Origin of the sequence: Streptomyces parvus, assembly GCF_014648875.1 — a bacterium.
GTDB classification, from domain to species: domain Bacteria; phylum Actinomycetota; class Actinomycetes; order Streptomycetales; family Streptomycetaceae; genus Streptomyces; species Streptomyces parvus.
Genome location: NZ_BMRY01000011.1, coordinates 127,701 through 145,686, shown reverse-complemented (window position 1 = coordinate 145,686; position 17,986 = coordinate 127,701). Strand labels below are relative to the sequence as shown.

Annotated in this window: 20 protein-coding genes; 11 read left to right on the top strand and 9 right to left on the bottom strand. The window is 71.5% G+C overall.

All coding sequences use genetic code 11. The features are described 5' to 3' along the window. Window positions 1–104 precede the first annotated feature (104 nt). Complete coding sequence (locus IE140_RS29080; RefSeq protein ID WP_150193188.1) at window positions 105–986, bottom strand: RNA polymerase sigma factor SigF; 882 nt, start codon at window positions 984–986, stop codon at window positions 105–107. A 571-nt stretch (window positions 987–1,557) separates the two neighbouring features. Here IE140_RS29080 and IE140_RS29075 point away from each other — a divergent pair. The 6 genes from IE140_RS29075 (at window position 1,558) to abc-f (ending at window position 8,476) form a co-directional block, all read left to right on the top strand. After that, a complete protein-coding gene (locus IE140_RS29075; protein ID WP_150193189.1) occupies window positions 1,558–2,301 on the top strand; it encodes a GNAT family N-acetyltransferase in 744 nt (247 codons plus the stop codon). A 188-nt stretch (window positions 2,302–2,489) separates the two neighbouring features. Beyond that, window positions 2,490–3,692 (top strand): PP2C family protein-serine/threonine phosphatase, encoded by a 1,203-nt coding sequence (locus IE140_RS29070; protein ID WP_150193190.1) that lies wholly within the window; start codon window positions 2,490–2,492, stop codon window positions 3,690–3,692. 67 nt (window positions 3,693–3,759) lie between these two features. Next, window positions 3,760–4,434, top strand: a complete 675-nt coding sequence (locus tag IE140_RS29065; protein WP_093445504.1) for a TetR family transcriptional regulator — start codon at window positions 3,760–3,762, stop codon at window positions 4,432–4,434. Continuing rightward, complete coding sequence (locus IE140_RS29060; protein ID WP_150193191.1) at window positions 4,431–5,243, top strand: SDR family NAD(P)-dependent oxidoreductase; 813 nt, start codon at window positions 4,431–4,433, stop codon at window positions 5,241–5,243. Before IE140_RS29065 ends, IE140_RS29060 begins: the two co-directional genes overlap by 4 nt. Before the next feature lie 100 nt (window positions 5,244–5,343). After that, window positions 5,344–6,384: an NAD(P)-dependent alcohol dehydrogenase gene (locus tag IE140_RS29055; RefSeq protein ID WP_150193192.1), complete on the top strand. Its 1,041-nt coding sequence runs from the start codon at window positions 5,344–5,346 to the stop codon at window positions 6,382–6,384. Window positions 6,385–6,736: 352 nt separating this feature from the next. Beyond that, window positions 6,737–8,476, top strand: a complete 1,740-nt coding sequence (abc-f, locus tag IE140_RS29050; protein WP_150193193.1) for a ribosomal protection-like ABC-F family protein — start codon at window positions 6,737–6,739, stop codon at window positions 8,474–8,476. Here abc-f and IE140_RS29045 read toward each other — a convergent pair. The 5 genes from IE140_RS29045 to IE140_RS29025 all read right to left on the bottom strand — a co-directional run bounded on the left by IE140_RS29045 (window position 8,440) and on the right by IE140_RS29025 (window position 12,241). Next, window positions 8,440–8,949, bottom strand: coding sequence for an NUDIX hydrolase (locus tag IE140_RS29045; RefSeq protein ID WP_093445501.1), 510 nt, complete (start codon window positions 8,947–8,949; stop codon window positions 8,440–8,442). The two genes, abc-f and IE140_RS29045, sit on opposite strands and share 37 nt — an antisense overlap. A 68-nt stretch (window positions 8,950–9,017) precedes the next feature. Further along, window positions 9,018–9,428, bottom strand: coding sequence for a PTS-dependent dihydroxyacetone kinase phosphotransferase subunit DhaM (locus tag IE140_RS29040; RefSeq protein ID WP_030587034.1), 411 nt, complete (start codon window positions 9,426–9,428; stop codon window positions 9,018–9,020). Continuing rightward, window positions 9,425–10,039 (bottom strand): dihydroxyacetone kinase subunit DhaL, encoded by a 615-nt coding sequence (dhaL, locus tag IE140_RS29035; RefSeq protein ID WP_150193194.1) that lies wholly within the window; start codon window positions 10,037–10,039, stop codon window positions 9,425–9,427. The genes IE140_RS29040 and dhaL overlap by 4 nt, the downstream gene beginning before the upstream one ends. 43 nt (window positions 10,040–10,082) lie before the next feature. After that, the gene (gene dhaK / locus IE140_RS29030) at window positions 10,083–11,075 is read right to left on the bottom strand and encodes a dihydroxyacetone kinase subunit DhaK (protein ID WP_093445499.1); all 993 of its coding nucleotides are present in this window, start codon (window positions 11,073–11,075) and stop codon (window positions 10,083–10,085) included. Between the two features lie 224 nt (window positions 11,076–11,299). Continuing rightward, window positions 11,300–12,241, bottom strand: coding sequence for a S41 family peptidase (locus tag IE140_RS29025; protein WP_150193195.1), 942 nt, complete (start codon window positions 12,239–12,241; stop codon window positions 11,300–11,302). Window positions 12,242–12,298: 57 nt separating this feature from the next. On the opposite strand from IE140_RS29025, the gene IE140_RS29020 reads away from it, so the two are divergent. From IE140_RS29020 to IE140_RS29000, 5 genes are all read left to right on the top strand, one after another. Next, complete coding sequence (locus IE140_RS29020) at window positions 12,299–12,844, top strand: ArsR/SmtB family transcription factor (protein ID WP_150193196.1); 546 nt, start codon at window positions 12,299–12,301, stop codon at window positions 12,842–12,844. Between the two features lie 63 nt (window positions 12,845–12,907). Continuing rightward, window positions 12,908–13,459, top strand: a complete 552-nt coding sequence (locus IE140_RS29015) for an SUKH-4 family immunity protein (RefSeq protein ID WP_150193197.1) — start codon at window positions 12,908–12,910, stop codon at window positions 13,457–13,459. Between the two features lie 181 nt (window positions 13,460–13,640). Continuing rightward, the gene (locus IE140_RS29010) at window positions 13,641–13,952 is read left to right on the top strand and encodes a hypothetical protein (RefSeq protein WP_150193198.1); all 312 of its coding nucleotides are present in this window, start codon (window positions 13,641–13,643) and stop codon (window positions 13,950–13,952) included. 66 nt (window positions 13,953–14,018) lie between these two features. Beyond that, entirely contained in the window at window positions 14,019–14,744 is a 726-nt protein-coding gene (locus tag IE140_RS29005; protein ID WP_229826937.1) for a hypothetical protein, read from the top strand. 63 nt (window positions 14,745–14,807) lie between these two features. Then, a complete protein-coding gene (locus IE140_RS29000) occupies window positions 14,808–15,476 on the top strand; it encodes a DsbA family protein (RefSeq protein WP_150193199.1) in 669 nt (222 codons plus the stop codon). 65 nt (window positions 15,477–15,541) lie between these two features. Here the strand turns inward: IE140_RS29000 and IE140_RS28995 are convergent, their stop codons facing one another. The 3 genes from IE140_RS28995 to IE140_RS28985 form a co-directional block, all read right to left on the bottom strand. After that, a complete protein-coding gene (locus IE140_RS28995; RefSeq protein WP_100560821.1) occupies window positions 15,542–16,279 on the bottom strand; it encodes a VOC family protein in 738 nt (245 codons plus the stop codon). A gap of 44 nt (window positions 16,280–16,323) precedes the next feature. Next, entirely contained in the window at window positions 16,324–17,280 is a 957-nt protein-coding gene (locus tag IE140_RS28990) for an SDR family oxidoreductase (protein ID WP_150193200.1), read from the bottom strand. A gap of 68 nt (window positions 17,281–17,348) precedes the next feature. Then, the gene (locus IE140_RS28985; RefSeq protein WP_150193201.1) at window positions 17,349–17,834 is read right to left on the bottom strand and encodes an Asp23/Gls24 family envelope stress response protein; all 486 of its coding nucleotides are present in this window, start codon (window positions 17,832–17,834) and stop codon (window positions 17,349–17,351) included. Window positions 17,835–17,986: the final 152 nt, after the last annotated feature.

Below are 17,986 nucleotides of genomic sequence, written 5' to 3'. Positions count from 1 at the left end.
ACGAGCGGGTGCGGCATGCGGCAGAGGAGGGGTGTTGCGGTTCTGACTGATGAATCAGTCAGAACCGCAACACCCCTCCTCCGTGCTCCTCGCCCCGGCGGTGGTCACTCCTGGACGAGCATCCCGTTCCGCAGCTTGCCCAGCATCCGGCTCAGCAGCCGCGACACGTGCATCTGCGATATCCCGAGCTCCGCGCCGATCTGCGCCTGGGTCATCTCCTGGCCGAAGCGCATGTCGATGATCCGGCGCTCCCGCTCGTCCAGTTCGTCCAGCAGGGGCGCGAGGGCGTGGAGATTCTCCACGGTCTCCATGGCGGGATCCGGATCGCCCAGCACATCGGCGAAGGTCCGTCCGGCGGTCTGGCCGGGGCCGGCCTCCGCCGTGTCGGTCGGCATGTCCAGGGAGCCCGCCGTATAGCCGTTGGAAGCGACGATCCCCTCCGTGACCTCGGACTCCTCGATCCCCAGGTACTCCGCCAGCTCCTTCGCCGTGGGGTCCCGGTCGAGTTCGCCGGCCAGGGACTCCTTCGCCTTGGCGAGATCGACCCGCAGCTCCTGGAGGCGTCGCGGCACGTGCACGGCCCAGCTCGTGTCGCGGAAGAACCGCTTGATCTCCCCGACGATGTACGGCACCGCGAACGAGGTGAACTCGACCTCCCGGGAGAGGTCGAAGCGGTCGATCGCCTTGATCAGTCCGATGGTGCCGACCTGGACGATGTCCTCCATGTCGCCGCTGCCCCGGTTACGGAAGCGGTTGGCGGCGAAGCGCACGAGGGACAGGTTCATCTCGATGAGGGTGTTGCGCGCGTACTGGTACTCGTGCGTGCCCTCCTCCAGGACCTGGAGACGGTCGAAGAAGAGGCGTGAGAGGCGGCGCGCGTCCAGCGGGGCGATCTTCCCGGCGTCCTCGATCCACGGAAGCTCTTCGCTGGTGCCCGTCCGCTCCCTACCGGCGGTCTGCGCGGTCTGCGCGGTCTGCACGGTCATGTCGCTTCACGCTCCCTGGTTCCTGGTTCTTAGGCCCTGAGGCCTGTTCGCCTTCCCGGAGGCACGGCTCTCATGCGTGACGAAGGGAGTTGATCTGGCCAAACGGATCGAGTTGGCCGGAAACAAGCCTGGTTCGGTCCTGAGGAACCGTCACGTACGGCTGTCCGAGAGGCGTGAGTGACGGGCGCGTCGCGGAGGGCGCGTGAGGAGCGTGAGCCGTGGAGGCACGAAGAACCGCCCCACCGGTACGGGGGAGCCCGGTGGGGCGGTCGCCACCAGAGTGCCACAGGCGGGCGGCCGTTGGGACCGCACCGGCACGTATTGGCCTACGGATGAGTCGATTTCGTCGCTCGTCCGCGGGCGGGCACACGCCGCGACGGCTCCCGCCGGTCCCCGGCGACCCCCGACGGTTGTCGATGACGGCCGATGGTTGCGGTGTCATGAACAGATTCGCCTCGCGGAATACATGCAGTACCCACTGGCCTTTCCGCTCCGACGGATGCCCTGTTCCGGACGCCGGGCACCCGCGGCCCAGGAACCGCACGTCGGACGGAACGAGACCGAGGAGACCATGACCCAGAACGACATCCGGCCCCGGACCGATATGCTCTCCCGGCTCCACCCGCTGGACAACCCCGCCCGGTCCTCGCTCACCGGTCCGCACGCCCACTTCGCCGAGAGCCGTGGCCGGGTTCTGCGCTATCCCGTCGACGTCACCCCCTGGATCGCCCTCCCCGATACCCCGGAGGCCCAGGACTGGGCCGATCTCGCGGCGCTCGCGGGGCCGGGCGGCTCCGTCGCCCTGGCCGCGTTCCAGGCGCCGCCGCCGCGCGACTGGGAGATCGTCTTCCGGGGCGGCGGCGTCCAGCTGGTCGACGCGTCGGTGGACGCCGCGCCCGACCCGGAGGCGGTCCTGCTCGGCCCGCAGGACGTGCCGGACATGCTGGACCTGGTGGCGCGCACCCGCCCCGGCCCTTTCCTGCCGCGCACGGTCGAACTGGGCACGTATCTGGGCATCCGGCGGGGCGGAGCCCTGGTGGCGATGGCGGGGGAGCGGCTGCACCCGCCCGGCTGGACCGAGATCAGCGGCGTCTGCACGGACGAGTCCGTACGGGGCCAGGGACTGGCGAGCCGGCTGGTCCTGGCGGTCGCGCACGGGATCCGAGAGCGCGGCGAGACGCCGTTCCTGCATGCGTCCGCCTCCAACACGGGAGCCATCCGGCTCTACGAGTCCCTCGGCTTCCGGCTTCGCCGGCGTACGGAGTTCATCTCCGCCCTCGTCCCCGCCGTGTTCCCCTCGGCCCACGGGACCTGAGGCACCCCCCGGCCCGGGGTCGAAGCCCCGGGCCGGAAGTCCCGAAGGGGACCTTCGGCACCCCCTCGGGGCCCTAAGGCTCCTGTGCGGAGCCCCGCCTCCCGGTCAACTGGAAGGGACCGGCCGAAACTGCGGGCGGCACCGAGGCACCACCGGGAGGACAGGCCGTGCCCATGAGGTTGCTGGACATGGCACCGAAGCCACAGACGCCGAAGAAGCAGAGCGGTGTACGTGAGAAGCAGAGCGGTGTACGGCACCGGGGCGGTGCCGTACAGAGCCCGGACGCGAGCATCACGGCGGTGTCCCGGGGCCGCATCGGCAACTGGGCGCTGCTCGGCGGGCTGACCCTGCTGACCCTGCTGGTCGTCTTCCTCGACGCCAGCACGGGCAACGACCTGCGGGTCGTGCCCCTGCTCGTGGTCGTCCCGGCACTGGCCTCCGTCTACTGCAGCCTCCGCCAGACCATCTGGGTCGCGGTGTGGATCACCACGGTCGTCGTCGGCTTCCGGGCCGGCGCGGACGGCACCTTCTGGGACTTCGTCTTCGGCATCGGCTTCGCCGTACTCGCCTGCGCCCTCGGCGTCGCCGCCTGCGCGGCGCGTATCCGGCACGCCACCGAGATGGCGCGGCTGCGGTCCGCCGCCGTCACCCTCCAGCGCCAGATCCTGCGGCCGCTGCCCGTCGTGACCGACCACGTCTTCGCGTACGGGCTCTACGAGCCGATCGAGGAGGATCGTTTCGTCGGCGGCGACATCTACGAGGTCGTCGAGTCGCCCTACGGGACCCGGGTGATCATCGGGGACGTCCAGGGCAAGGGGCTCGCGGCCATCGGCGCCGGATTCGCGGCCATCGCCGCGTTCCGCGAGGCGGCCATCCGTGAACCCACGCTCACCGGAGTGGTCCAGGCGCTGGAGGACGCGGTCGTCCGGCACAACGAGTTCTCCGCCCAGACAGGCGAGGCCGAACGCTTCGTGACCGCGCTCGTGCTCGGGTTCGACGAGAGCGGCCGGGTGGAGGCCGTGAACTGCGGCCACCTCCCGCCCCGCCTGCTGCACGACGGCCGGGCCTCGGCCGTCACCCTCCACCGGACCTCCGTCCCGCTCGGCCTCGCCGGACTCAGTCCGGAGGCGCGTACGACCGAGTCCTTCGACTTCCCGCCGGACGCGACGCTCCTCGCCGTCACCGACGGGGTGACCGAGGCCCGTGACGCCACGGGGGCCTTCTATCCGCTGGACGAGCGCGTCGCGGCCTGGGCCGGGCACGGTCCGCGCGAGCTGCTCGACGCGCTCCATGTCGACCTGGAGGAGTTCTCCGGCGGCATCCGGCGCGACGACGTCGCCGCGCTGGCGCTGCACCGCGCCCCCGCAGCACAGTCTGATGTGTCCTGCTGATACGTCCTAATGATGTCCCCACGAGACGAATGTCGCGTGGGGACATTTTCAGGTGTACGGTGCATGTATGACTCCGGAACGGAAGATCCCGGAACGGCGCAGCCGTAAGGCGCGCCGCACCCGCGACACCCTGGCGCAGGCCGCGTTCGAGCTGGTGCTCGACCGGGGGCTGCGGAACGTGACGGTCGAGGAGATCGCGGAGGCCGCGGACGTCGACCGCCGTACGTTCAGCCGGTACTTCCCGAGCAAGGAGGCCGCCGCCCTCGACTCCCTGCGGGGCGACGGCGACCGCATCAACGCGGCCCTGCGCGCCCGCCCGGCCCCGGAGCCCCCGCTCCTCGCCTACCGGCGGGCCGTCCTCGACTGGCTCGCCGATCCGGAGGCGGAGGCCTGGCACCGCCGCCCCCGCATCTTCGAGCTGCTGGTGGTCGCCGAGGAGGAGCCGACGCTCTACGCGGTCTTCCACCACATCCGGGTGGACGCCCAGGAGGACTCGATCGCCATCGTCGCGGACCGGCTCGGCGTCGATTCCCGGCAGGACATCCGGCCCGCGGTGACCGTCGCCGCCGGAGCGGGCGCGCTGCTCGCGGCCCAGGCCGCCTGGGTGCGCGGGGGCCGTCCGGACGCCCTGCCCGAACGGGTCGTGGAGGCCTTCGACGCACTGGCGGAAACGGCCAAGGAAGCGCGGGCAGCAGGAGCAGAAGCAACAGAAGCAGCAGCAGAAACAGAGGCAACTCCATGAACACCGAACACAGCTCCACGTCCGCTTCCGCCTCCGTGGAAACGAGCACGGCCACGGCCACGGCCGAGTTCGCGGGCCGCACGGCCCTCGTCACCGGCGGTGCCTCCGGCATCGGCCTCGCCCTGGCCCGGCGGCTCGCCGCGGGTGGCGCAGCCGTCGTCGTCGCCGACTACGACGAGGAGAACGCGCGCAAGGCCGCCGCCGAGCTGGAGAGCACCGGAGCCAGGGCCGCCGCCGTCGCGATGGACGTCACCGACCCTGCCTCCGTGGAGGCGGGCGTGCGGTTCGCGGTGGACACCTTCGGCGCCCTCCACCTGGCCGTGAACAACGCCGGTATCGCGGGCCCCAGCAGCCCCACCGGTGAGTACCCGGTCGAGGACTGGAACCGCGTCGTCGCCACCAACCTCAGCGGTGTCTTCCACTCGATGCGCTACGAACTGCCCGCCATCGTCGCGGCGGGCGGCGGCGCGATCGTCAACATGTCGTCCATCCTCGGCACCAACGGCTTCGCGGGCTCGCCCGCCTACGTCGCGGCCAAGCACGGTGTCGTCGGCCTCACCAAGACCGCGGCGCTCGAATACGCCGCCCGGAACGTCCGGATCAACGCGGTCGGCCCCGGCTTCATCGACACCCCGCTCCTGCGGAACGCCGACCCGGCGGCCCGCGAGCACCTGATCTCCCTGCACCCGGCCGGACGCCTCGGGACCGCCGAGGAGGTCGCCGAACTCGCCGCCTTCCTGCTCTCCGACAAGGCCTCCTTCATCCACGGCAGCTACCACCTGGTGGACGGCGGCTACTCCGCCCCGTGACCGGGGGCCCCGAGTGGCGGGCGGGGGGCACGAGGGCGACAAAGGGAATCACGGGGGCCGGCGAGACAGAGCACCAGGCAAGGAAGAAGCGAGGAGACCCATGAAAGCCGTTCAGTACCGAGCCGTCGGCGCCGCCCCCGAGGTGGTCACGGTCCCGGACCCCGAGCCCGGCCCCGGCCAGGTCCTGCTGAAGGTCACCGCCGCCGGAGTCTGCCACTCCGACATCGCCGTGATGAGCTGGCCCGCCGACCAGATCCCCTTCCCCCTGCCCCTCACCCTGGGCCACGAGGGCGTCGGCACCGTCGCGGCGCTCGGTGACGGCGTCGACGGCTTCGCGGTCGGCGACCCCGTCGCGGTGTACGGTCCCTGGGGCTGCGGCACCTGCGTGAACTGTGCCGAGGGCAGGGAGAACTACTGCCTGCGCGCCCAGGAGCTCGGCATCATGCCGCCCGGCCTCGGCGCCCCGGGCGCGATGGCCGAGTACATGATCGTCGACAACCCTCGCCACCTCGTCCCGATCGGCGGCCTCGACCCGGTGAAGACGGTGCCCCTCACCGACGCCGGACTCACCCCGTACCACGCGATCGTGCGCTCCCTGGCGAAGCTCGTGCCCGGCTCCACCGCCGTCGTCATCGGCACCGGCGGCCTCGGCCACGTCGCGATCCAGCTGCTGCGCGCCATGACGGCCGCCCGGGTGATCGCCCTCGACGTCACCGAGGACAAGCTCGCCCTGGCCAGGACCGTCGGTGCGCACGAAGCGGTCCTCTCCGACGAGAAGGCGGCGGCCCGCGTCAGGGAACTGACCGGCGGACTCGGCGCCCACGTGGTCCTCGACTTCGTCGGAGCGCCGCCCACCGTGCAGACCGCCGGAGCCGTCGCCCGCGTGGACGGCGACGTCACCATCGTGGGCATCGGCGGCGGCGCGCTCCCGGTCGGCTTCGGGACGCTCCCTTACGGGGCCAATGTCTGCGCACCCTACTGGGGCTCGCGCAAGGAACTCGCCGAGGTCCTCGACCTGGCGCACGCCGGTGCGGTGGACGTGCACGTGGAGACGTACTCCCTCGACGAGGCCCCGCTCGCGTACGAGCGCCTCCACGACGGCAGGATCAACGGCAGGGCCGTCATCCTCCCCAACGGCTGAACTCCCTCGCCGCCGCCCCCGGCCCCGCCCCGGCCCGGGCGGGGGCGGCCGGAAAATCCCGGCGCGGGGTGGCCGCCCGCCGCTAGACTTGACGACATGGGTTCGTACCACTTCTACTTCTTCCGCTGATTCCCGGCCCGGACGGCCGCAGCGCGCCGCACCGCGCGTCCTTCCGAGACGCCCCGGTGCCAAAATCCTCATGAGTCGTGATGGGTGATTCGTGACGATGTTCCGGTGACGTCGACGTCACCCCGCGCCCGCCGCCGTCCCTTCGCCGTCCGGCATCCACGCCCCGCTCCCGCCGCGCTTCCGTGCGCGCCGCCGCGGGCCGTCACCCAGGGAAAAGGCACCCATGCACCCCCAGCGCGACCGCGCTCAACTGGCCATGAAGGACGTCTCCAAGGCGTACGGGGACCGCTCCGTACTCGACCAGGTGACCCTCACCGTCCGGCCCGGTGAGAAGACCGCCGTCATCGGCGAGAACGGCTCCGGAAAGTCCACCCTGCTCCGCATGCTGGCCGGGGCCGAAGCCCCGGACACCGGGGAGATCACCGTCCGGTTCCCGGGCGGCACCGGCTACCTCGCCCAGACGCTCGACCTCGACCCGGCCGCCACCGTGCAGGACGCCGTCGACGCGGCCCTCGCCGAACTGCGCGACCTGGAACACCGGATCCGCGAGGCGGAGGCCGGCCTCTCGGAGCGGAAGCCCGGCGACCCGGAACCCACCGACGCGGAACTCGCCGTGTACGGGGACCTCCTCACCGCCTACGAGGACCGCGACGGCTACCGGGCCGACGCCCGTACTGAAGCGGCTCTGCACGGCCTCGGCCTCGCGCACCTGACCCGCGACCGCCCGCTCGGCACGCTGTCCGGCGGCGAGCAGTCCCGGCTCGCCCTCGCCTGCGTGCTGGCCGCCGCCCCCGAACTGCTGCTGCTCGACGAGCCGACCAACCACCTCGACGCCCGCGCCGTCGGCTGGCTGGAGGACCACCTGCGCGCCCACCGGGGGACCGTCGTGGCGATCACCCACGACCGGGCGTTCCTGGAGCGGGTCACGTCGGTGATCCTGGAGGTCGACCGGGACCTGCGCACGGTCACCCGGTACGGGGACGGCTGGGACGGCTACCGCACCGCCAAGGCCGCCGCCCGCCGCCGCTGGGCCCAGGAGCACGAGGAGTACCTGGCGGACCTGGCCCGTACCGAAGAACTGGTCGAGGCGGCGGGGGCGCGGCTCGCGGCCACCGGGGGCGATCCGAAACAGGGCTTCGGCAAGCACCGCCGCTCCAGCGAGGCCAAGCTGTCCGGCCGGGTCAGGGCGGCCCGGACCCGACTGGAAGCCCTGCGCAGGTCACCCGTACCGCCCCCGCCCCGCCCGCTCGCCTTCACCGGCCGCCCGTCGGTCGCCACGGAGACGGGCGAGACCACCGGCACGACCGGCACGACAGACGGCCCGCCGGACCGCGCGAGGACCCTCGTGGAGCTGGACTCCGTCTCCGTCGGGCACCGGCTGCACCTCCCCGCCCTGCGCGTGACCTCAGGCGCCCGGCTCCTGGTGACCGGTGAGAACGGGGCCGGAAAGACCACCCTGCTGCGGGTCCTCGCGGGCGACCTGACCCCCGACACGGGAACGGTCACCCGCCATGCCCGCATCGGCTACCTCCCGCAGGAACTGCCCGCGCGCCCGACCCGGCGCACCCTGCTCGCCACCTTCGCGGCGGGCCGGCCCGGCTTCCCCGACGAGTACACCGACGACTTGCTGTCCCTCGGCCTGTTCCGCCCCGAGGATCTCGACGTGCCCGTCGCGTCCCTCTCGGTCGGCCAGCAGCGCAGGCTGGCCCTGGCGCGTCTGGTGACCCGGCCGGCGGATCTGCTGGTGCTGGACGAGCCGACGAACCACATCGCGCTGAGCCTGGTCGAGGAGCTGGAGCAGGCCCTCGACCAGTACCGGGGCGCGGTCGTCGTCGTCTCGCACGACCGCAGCTTCCGGGCCCGCTTCACCGGCGACGTCCTGGAACTGCGGGCGGGACGCCAGGTGGCCGAGGTGTCGGCCCCGGCCTACGCGTCGGGGGAGGCGGCCGCCCCGCGTAGCTGAGCGCGCAGCCGGTCGACGAATACCCGCTGACCGGCGATGAGCCGCTCGGCGGCCTGCTCCGGCGTGCACCAGGCGAACCGGTCCATCTCCGGGAACTCCTGCTGCACGCCGGACCCGCGCGGCCACTCCATCGTGAACGTCCCGGGCACGACGGACGCGAGGTCCAGTCCGGCCTCCAGGGCCCACACGGTCACCGTCTTGCCGCTGCGCTGCCGCGCCTCGCCCAGCGCGATCCACTCACCCGGCGGGACCGGCACCCCCAGCTCCTCCGTGAACTCACGGCGGGCGGCCGCCTCCGCACCCTCGTCCGGTCCGTACTCGCCCTTGGGCACCGACCACGCGGCCGCCTCCCGCCCCGCCCAGAACGGCCCGCCCATATGCCCGATCAGCACCTCGACATCCCGCTCGCCGGTGTCCTCGTCCTCCGTGACCCGGAAGAGAAGGAGCCCCGCACTGCGCCTGCCTGTCGACATGTCGTCAAGTCTGCGGCGGCGGAGTGCGGGGCGCCACGCGGGGTGTGCTGCCCGGTCCAGGGGGCCCTCTACGTCTTGCGGTAGCCGTACGCCTCCGAGGCCGCCGCCTCCACGGCCGCGAGGTCACCACCCGCCGAGGCCGTCACCACGGCGGCCACCGCGCCCTCCACGAACGGCGCGTCCACGAGCCGGGTGTTCTCGGGCAGCTCGTCGCCCTCGGCGAGCATGGACTTCACCGTGAGGACCGCGCTCCCCAGGTCGACCAGGACCGCGACGCCGGCGCCCCGGTCCACCGAGGCGGCGGCCCGCTCGATCAGCTCCGCGCTCGTCCCGAGCCCGCCGTTGGGCAGCCCGCCGGCCGGGGCGACCGGCGCGGTCACCCCTCCGGCGGCGAGCCCCCGGGCCAGCTCGGCGACCGACTCGGCGACCGGACCGCTGTGGGAGACCAGCACGATGCCCACCTGCTGCTCGTCGCTCACGCGTCCACTCCGTCCGTCGCCGCCGTGGCCGCCAGGGTCTCGACGAGCAGCGCCGCCGAGGTGGCGCCCGGATCCTGATGCCCGATGCTGCGCTCGCCGAGGTAACTGGCCCGTCCCTTGCGCGCCTGCATCGGCACCGTTGCCTCCGCGCCCGCCCGGGCCGCGTTCGCCGCCCCGTCGAACGAGGTGGCGAGGGCCTCCGCCGCGGGCAGCAGCGCGTCGAGCATCGTCTTGTCCCCGGCCTGTGCTCCGCCCAGCTGCCCCACCGCGGCCACCCCCGCCGCGAACGCCTGGGCGAACTGTGTCCGCGTCACCTCGCCGTCGTCGCCGAGCGCCTTGCCCGTACGGCGCAGGAGCGTCCCGTACAGCGGGCCCGACGCCCCGCCGACGGTGGAGATGAGCTGCCGTCCCGCCAGCGTGAGCACCGCACCGGGGGTGGCGGGGGAGTCCTTCTCCAGCACCTCCGTCACCGCCGCGAAACCACGCTGGAGGTTGCTGCCGTGATCGGCGTCCCCGATCGCCGAGTCCAGCTCGGTCAGATGGTTCGCCTCACGCTCCACGGACGCCGCGGCGGCGGTCATCCAGCGGCGGAAGAAGTCGGTGTCGAGCACATGATCTCCTGTTCCTCTACCGGTCACGGGCCCCGTCGACGGTTCAGCGGCCCCAGCGGAGCGCGGCCGTCCGTACGGGCGCGTCCCACAGCCGCAGCAGCTCCTCGTCGACCTGGCACAGCGTCACCGAGCAGCCTGCCATGTCGAGCGACGTCACGTAGTTCCCCACGAGCGTACGAGCCACCGGAACGCCCCGCTCGGACAGGACCCGGTGGACCTCGGCATTGAATCCGTACAGCTCCAGCAGCGGTGTCGCCCCCATGCCGTTCACCAGCGCCAGCACCGGACCGGTGGGCCGCAGGTCCTCCAGGATCGCGTTCACGGCGAAGTCGGCGATCTCCCCGGACGTCATCATCGGGCGTCGTTCACGCCCCGGCTCCCCATGGATGCCGATGCCCAACTCCAGCTCGCCGGAAGGCAGGTCGAAGGTGGGGCTGCCCTTCGCCGGGGTGGTGACGGCGCCGAGCGCCACCCCGAAGCTGCGCGAGGCCCCGTTCACCTGCCGCGCGACCGCCGCCACTCGGTCCAGCGGCGCGCCCTCGTCCGCCAGCGCTCCGGCGATCTTCTCGACGAACAGCGTCGCTCCCGTACCGCGCCGCCCGGCGGTGAACGTACTGTCGCTCACGGCCACGTCGTCGTCCACCACCACCTGGGCGACCTGGACCCCCTCGTCCTCGGCGAGCTCGGCGGCCATCTCGAAGTTCAGCACGTCACCCGTGTAGTTCTTGACGACGAACAGCACCCCCGCCCCACTGTCGACGGCCGCGGCCGCCCGCACCATCTGGTCCGGCACGGGGGAGGTGAACACCTCCCCGGGACAGGCGGCCGACAGCATCCCGGGCCCGACGAACCCGGCATGCAGCGGCTCGTGCCCGGAACCACCCCCGGAGACGAGCCCCACCTTCCCCGCCACGGGCGCGTCCCGCCGGGCGACGATCCGGTTCTCCACATCGACGGTGAGCTCGGGATGCGCGGCAGCGATGCCCCGCAGAGCATCGGCGACCACGGTCTCGGGAACGTTGATGAGCATCTTCATGCCGGTCTCCTGGTGTGCGTGGCAGAGAACTTCGTGACCTGCGTTTTTCCAGGTGGGGAGGGGGGTGGCGAAGTGCGGACCTCAGCGGGTGGCTACGGGGTGCTCCACCGTGATGATGCCAACGTGGCGTGTGCGATGCCACCGCAAAGGCGGGCTGCGAAGATCCCGGACCCGGATGTCGGAACGGGTCGCCCAGCCGGTCCCGCCACTCCGGGCGGCCCGGATCATGAGCCCGCCGGTGCTGTTGCGATGCTCGGCTGCTCCGGAGCCAGTCGCGCGAGGGCAAGTGCGTGAGCGCGGTCCAAGGAGTCAGCAGCAGCGCAAGGGACGTCCGGCTGCACACCGGTGCCCTCCCAGTTCGTGCTGGAGACGGGGTTGACGGCGCGGCCGACGGGGACAGTGGCTTCCAGGTGGGGGTGCAGGGTCCAGCCGTTGCACGGGTGCGCGCCGCCGCGGGTGGGCTCGCCGACGACTGTGGCGCGGCCGAGCTGCTGGAGGTCGTACGCCAACTCCTCAGCGGCGGAGAAGGTGCTGCTGCTGGACAGCACGTACAGCGGCTTGCTGCCGCCGAAGCGCGCTCCGGGAACGTGTGGCAGGCTCCAGGACTGCTTGGTCCGCTCGCTGCCGCGCCAGTACATGGTGTTGAGGTGGGTGCGCTCGTCGAGCAGGTAGCTGCAGACGAAGGCGACCGTGTCCGGGTCGCCGCCCCGGTTGGCGCGAAGGTCCACGATCAGCGCTCGGGCGCGGGAAGCCAGGGTGAACGCGGCGCTCAGCGGTTCGGCGGCCCACTCCAGCGGAAACAGCATGGGTGCCAGCTCCACCACGGCCACCCCTCCGTCCAGCAACTGCACCCGGGGCGCACCGCCCAGCGAGGTGTCGAAGTCCCGGCGCATGGCGTCCCGGGTGGCCTCCCCCCGCTTCGGGGAGACGGGGTCGGAGTGGTGCTTCAGTCGCAGATGTCGGTCGTCGTTGACGGACTGCAGGTCCGTGGTGACCAGGCGGGCGAGCTCCTCGGCATCGTCGACCTCGTAGGCCCCTTCGGACAGGCGGCGTTGCAGCAGGCCGACGACCTGCTCGGCTATCTCGGGGAACACATAGTGCTCGGTCAGCAGCCGGGCTGTCTCGTCGATGACGGAGGTCGGCGCAAGCTTCGTCGGAGGCGTCATGGCAGGGAGTAGAGCACTGCCCTTGCAAAAGCGTCAACGAATTTAGACACTTTCGGTATGCGTGATCAGCCTCCCTACTCGCCGCCTCCCCAGGACGTCCTGGAGATCGGTGCGCTCGAGCAGTTCGCTGCGCTCTCCCACCCGTTGCGTCAGCGGTTGCTCTTTGCCCTGGGCCACCGGCCTGCCACCACCAGCCAGCTTGCGGCGCAGCTCGATGCGAAGAAGGGCAACGTGGCCCACCACCTCAAGGTGCTCCGCGATGCCGGACTGATCCACCTCGCCGAGACCCGCCAGGTCCGCGGCGGCACCGAGCAGTACTACCAGCGCACGGCCCGTCACATGGTCGTCGCCGAACCCCGGGCAGAGGGCACCGCCGCGATGCTCGCCGCGGTCGCCCAGGAGCTGGACCGCTCTCCCGCCGAGACCCACCTGACACTGCGCCATCTGTGTCTCAGCCCCGCGAAGGCAAGGGAACTCGGCGAGAACCTCGCCCGACTGGTCGACGAGGCCGAGGAAGATACGGAGGAGCAGCCCCTTCACGGTGTGCTGGTGGCGCTCTATCAGCAGGCTCCGCCGACCAGCACCAGCAGTCCCGCCCACTGAGGTGGTCGTGTGCGAGCTCTGGAATCGAGCCCAGCCACCCTCACGAAACGCCAAGGCCCCGGCATGAAGTTCGTCATCACCGCCGACGAGGTGCGCTCCGTGTTCGGCCTGTCGGGCGTCGTCCACTTCCCCCGCCACGACGCGCCGCACAACCGGCTGAACGACCGGACGGCGCGCCTCCTGAGCGCCGTCGGTCTCCCTGACACCGCATGGTTCATGTCGAAGGCGAGCCTGCGAACGGACGACGTCGTCGACCTCGTCAGCTGGTACGGCAGCCGGGGTGCCGTACCGCCCGCCTGCCGGCGCTGGCTTGTGCTCGGCCTCTTCGTCGAAACCACGCTCGCGCTCGACCCGGACGAGGGGGCCGTGTACGCCATCGCCGAGGGCGAGGGGGAAATCAACTACAGCCCGATGCACCGGGACGTGGAGTCTCTGGTGTACGCGCTGACCAAGTTCGAGGCACTGCTCCAGGATCTCGAGCGTGGCAGAGAGGGAGTCGGCGAACGTGTGGACGCTCTGCGTGGTGAGATCACAGAGTTCGATCCCCTTCCCTTTGCCGACGAAGAGTCACCGTGGAATCCGGCCTTCGAAGAGGTCATCGACGGCATCTGGTAGTCAGTCCCGAGCGAGCCGCCGAGGCCTCAGCTGCTCGACGCCGGACGATGCTGAGAAGCGCGCCGTTTCCGGCGCAGGCCGAGGCGGTTCCTTGGTGAGCCACGTGTGTTTTCGTACCTTTCCGTGATGCTGGCATCAGCATGCACACAGACGATTTCCCGTTCGACCGAAGGACTGAGCCGTGCCCGAACGCTCTGAGATCGTCTGCATCTGCGGCTCGACCCGATTCGTGCACCAGATGCGTAGGGCGAACCGTGATCTGACCTTCGCGGGCGTCATCGTCGTCGCGCCGGGCGAAGCCGACGAGTTGATCACCGATGAGCAGAAGGCCGCGCTGGGCGCCCTCCACCTGCGCAAGATCGACCTGGCTGACCGGGTTCTGGTCGTCAACCCCGGCGGGTACATCGGCGAGTCCACGCGCAGGGAGATCGCATACGCCCGCGCCACCGGAAAGCCGGTCTCTTTCACCGGTCCCGTCCCGTCCGATCAGTAGACGCTTCCTGGTACGCACGGGGCATTCGGTCACACGGACACCCGAAAGACAGGCAGGCGCACTGCCATGAGTAATCTTTTCCCCACCAGAGCCGCCTCTCTCATCGTGACGTTCGGAAACCCGCCCATGCGACCGCTGCCGTTGCCCCGTACCACCTCGCCGGCCTCCGGCGTGCTGCGCGGTGTGCGGGCTGCGGTGCTCGCCGTGCTGTGCGTCCTGCTGCCGATGGCCGGACACGCGCTGACCCTGGGGCACGCGCCACAGTGGGTCGCCGTGGCGATGGTGGGGCTCGTGGCCGTGCCAGGAGCATTGTTCCTGACCCGGCGCAGGCTCACCGACGGGCAGCTGCTCGGGGTGCTGGTCGCGGCACAGGTCGCCCACCATGCCACGTACGCCCTGCCCGGGATGTGCCGGGCAGCAGGTGGAGCCGACGCCACCCCGGGTCTTCCGGTGTGGGTGGAGCACGGCGCGACCCTGCGACTGCCCGAGGGAGTGCTGCTCTCCGGCCATGTGATCGCCCTGGTGGTGGCCGTCCGGGTGCTCGGGCTGACCGAGCAGATGCTGTGGCGCAGCGGGCCGTTGCTGGACATGGTGCTGCGCCTGCCGGCCTTCGTCCGGCCACTGCTCGTCGTGCGTGGCAACGGCCCGCGGCGCAGGCTCCGGACGGCGGCCGGGACGTTGCTGAAGTCAGCCGTTCTCGTGCGGCTGCGCTTCGGCCGGGCGCCTCCGCGTGCGGGTGGTCTTCCCGTCCGTTCCCGACTGGCGCCGGTCGGCCGTCCTGTCTTGTCCTGACAGACGCACCCCTGCGGGGGACGACCGGCGTGTGCCGGTCCCCGCACCCCCCAAGAGGCCCTCATGAAGAAGCTTCACAAGAACCTGATCATCGCCGCCGTCCTGGTCGCCTGTTTTGCGGCAGGCCTCGGCTCCTACCTCCTGCTACGCCCCGACACCCCGTCCGACAGCGCCACGAACGTGCAGCCCGCCGCGCAGGCCCTGCCCGTACGGGACACCAGCCACCGCCTCAGCGAGCCCGAACGCAGCGAGCTGACCGTCGTCGAGTTCCTGGACTTCGAGTGCGAAGCCTGCGGCGCCTACTACCCGGCCGTCGAGAAGCTCCGCGAGGAGTACGGCGACCGGGTCACCTTCGTCGCCCGGTACTTCCCCATGCCCGGCCACCGCAACGGCGAGCTCGCCGCCCGTGTCGCCGAAGCCGCGGCCCGGCAGGGCAGGTTCGAGGAGATGTACAGCAAGCTCTTCACCACGCAGAAGGAATGGGGCGAGGCGCAGGAGAGCAAGGAGAGCGTCTTCCGCGGCTATGCGAAGCAGCTCGGCCTCGACATGCGGAAGTTCGACACGGATCTCGCCGCCCCGGCCACCGCGGAGCGCGTCGAGGCCGACCAGCGCGACGGCCTGGGCCTCGGCGTACAGGGAACCCCGACCTTCGTCGTCGGCGGTACCAGGATCCAGAACCCGGCCTCGTACGACGAGTTCAAGAAGCTCATCGACGACCGCCTCGCCGAGTGACCAGGAGGCCGGCGCCACCACATCGCCCCGGGCCGGCATCCTCGCCCGGCGCCCGGCGCTTGAGGTCAGGCAGGCGTGAGCAGGCAGAACTCGTTGCCTTCCGGGTCGGCCAGGATGGTCCAGTGGATCGCGGACCGGTCGATACCGGGGTCGGTGGCGCCCAGGGAGCGCAGCCGGTCCGCCTCTGCGGCCGGGTCGTCACCGGGGTAGGGGCGGACGTCGAGGTGGACGCGGTTCCACCCGCTCTTGGTGTCGGGCGTACGGAGGAACTCCAGGTAGGGCCCGACTCCCTTGGCGGAGCGCATGGTCGCACCGTCGTCGGTGACCTCGTGCAGCGTCCAGTCCATCGCCTCGCCCCAGAACCGGGCCATCTCCCGTGGATCGGTGCAGTCGACCACCACGGCGGCGATCGGCCCGGTGTCCCGGTAGACCGGGCGGGGCTCCAGGACACAGAACTCGTTGCCCTCCGGGTCGGCCATCACGGTCCAGGGGACATCGCCCTGCCCCACGTCGACGGGCGTCGCGCCGAGGCTCTTCAGGCGTGCGACCAGCTCCTCCTGATGGGCGGTCGAGGTGGTGGCCAGGTCGAGGTGCACACGGTTCTTGACCGTTTTGGGCTCCGGGCGGGCGATGATGTCGATGCAGACGGCCGCGGGGTCGGGGTAACTGAAGCCCACGGGCTCGAGGTTGGTCACCCCGGGCCCTTCGCTGTCGATACCCCAGCCGAGCGCCTCCGCCCAGAACCGGCCGAGCGCGGCGTCGTCATGGGCCTTCATGTTGATCTGCACGAGTCGTGTTGCCATGCCGCAGATCCTAGAAGCCCGGCTCGTGTCGGGGGCGGTCCGGGCTACTTGTCCGGCTGGGACCAGCGGTCGGGCCGGGCAGCCGGCCGCGACGCCCGGGAGGCGTTCCAGTCGGCGCGGCCTCCGACGCCCAGGACTTCGGCGGGGGAGGACGTGTCCTCGCCGGCAAGGCCCCGTAGCTCGCGGCGGGTGGCCCGTGCGACGAGCGCGGGGAACAGGGGGCGCAGAGGCTGGCACCAGCGGAGCCAGGGCGGTGCGTAGATGTTCGGGGTGCGGTGGGCGATGCCCCGGGTGAGCCACCGGGCTACCTGGTCGGGGGAGTGGACCCGGCGGGCGGGGCGGGGCTGGTTGCGGCGCAGGGCTGCCAGGACGGGGTTGTCGTCGATGCCGGTGAGCATGTCGGTTCCGGTCCAGTGCAGATACGCGATACCGACCTGGACCCCGTCCGGTTCGGCCTCGCCGCGCAGGGCGAGGGCGAACGACTCCGCTCCGGCCTTGGAGGCGCAGTACGCGCTCATCATGGGTGCCGCGCCGAACGCGGCGGTCGAGGCGATCTGGAGGAAGTATCCGCGGGTGGCGGTGAGTTGGGGCAGAAAGGCGCGGGCCGTGTTGGCGGAGCCGATGAGGTTGACGTCGATGACGCGTTGCCAGAGTTCGCCGGAGGTACGGTCGAACGGGCCGCTCACCGCGATGCCGGCGTTGGCCACCACCACGTCGGCGGGCCCGAGTCCGGCCGCCACGCGGTGTGCGGCGTCGGCGAGCGCCGTGCGGTCGGTGATGTCGCACTCGACACAGATACTCGGACCGGGGAGGGACTCGGCCGCCCTCTCCAGGGCCGCCCTTTCCCGCCCCAGCAGGGCGACGCGCATCCCGGCACGGGAGAGGCTGTGGGCGAGCGCCTCACCGATGCCCCGAGCGGCACCGGTGACGACGGCGGTCCGCCCGTGCAGAGGGCGGGCGGGAGCGCGGCGGCCCCGGCGCCCGCCCTGGCTGTCGGGCATGTTCTCTCCTGCCTCTGCCTTCGGTCAACCGTGAACGGCCCCTCGCCGCATGTGCTCACCGCATGTGCTCATCGCACGCGAGGAGAGCCTCCACCCGAGCCGGACCCGCCCTGATCGTCGGAATCGTCGTCGTCATCGTCACCGGGTATGTGGACGTCGAAGACGACGATGTTGATCTCGACGACCTCCAGCCCCGTCATCGCCTCCACGGCGTCCGTGACGTTGGCCCGGATCCGGTCGGCGAGTTCGTGGATCGGTGTGCCGTACTCCACCTTGACGTCGACGTCGATCGCGGCCTGCTTCTCTCCCACTTCCACCTTGACGGCGCGCCCCGCGGCGGAGGAGCTCGCGGAGCCGGGCATGCGCCCGGTGACGGCCCCCAGGGCCTTCGACGCCGCTCGGCCCGTCGAGTGGACGCCCTCGGTCTCCCGTATCGCGATGCCGGCGATGGCGGCCACGACGTTGTCGCTGATGGTCGTCCTGCCGCGGTCGCGGGACCCTTCCGAGCCCCGGTCGGTCGTGGTGCCTGCGTTCAGGGTTTTCGTGTCGGCCATGTCTGCCTCACAGAGAGTCATTGCCGCGGGCCTTTCCCCCTCCCGGCCCGTGCGGTCCCCTCACTCACTCTGCGCCTGCCCGACCGCGTACGCCATTCGGGTCGGCCGGCGACCCGTGGGCGTTCCCGCTCCGCGCTTGATTCGAACGAATA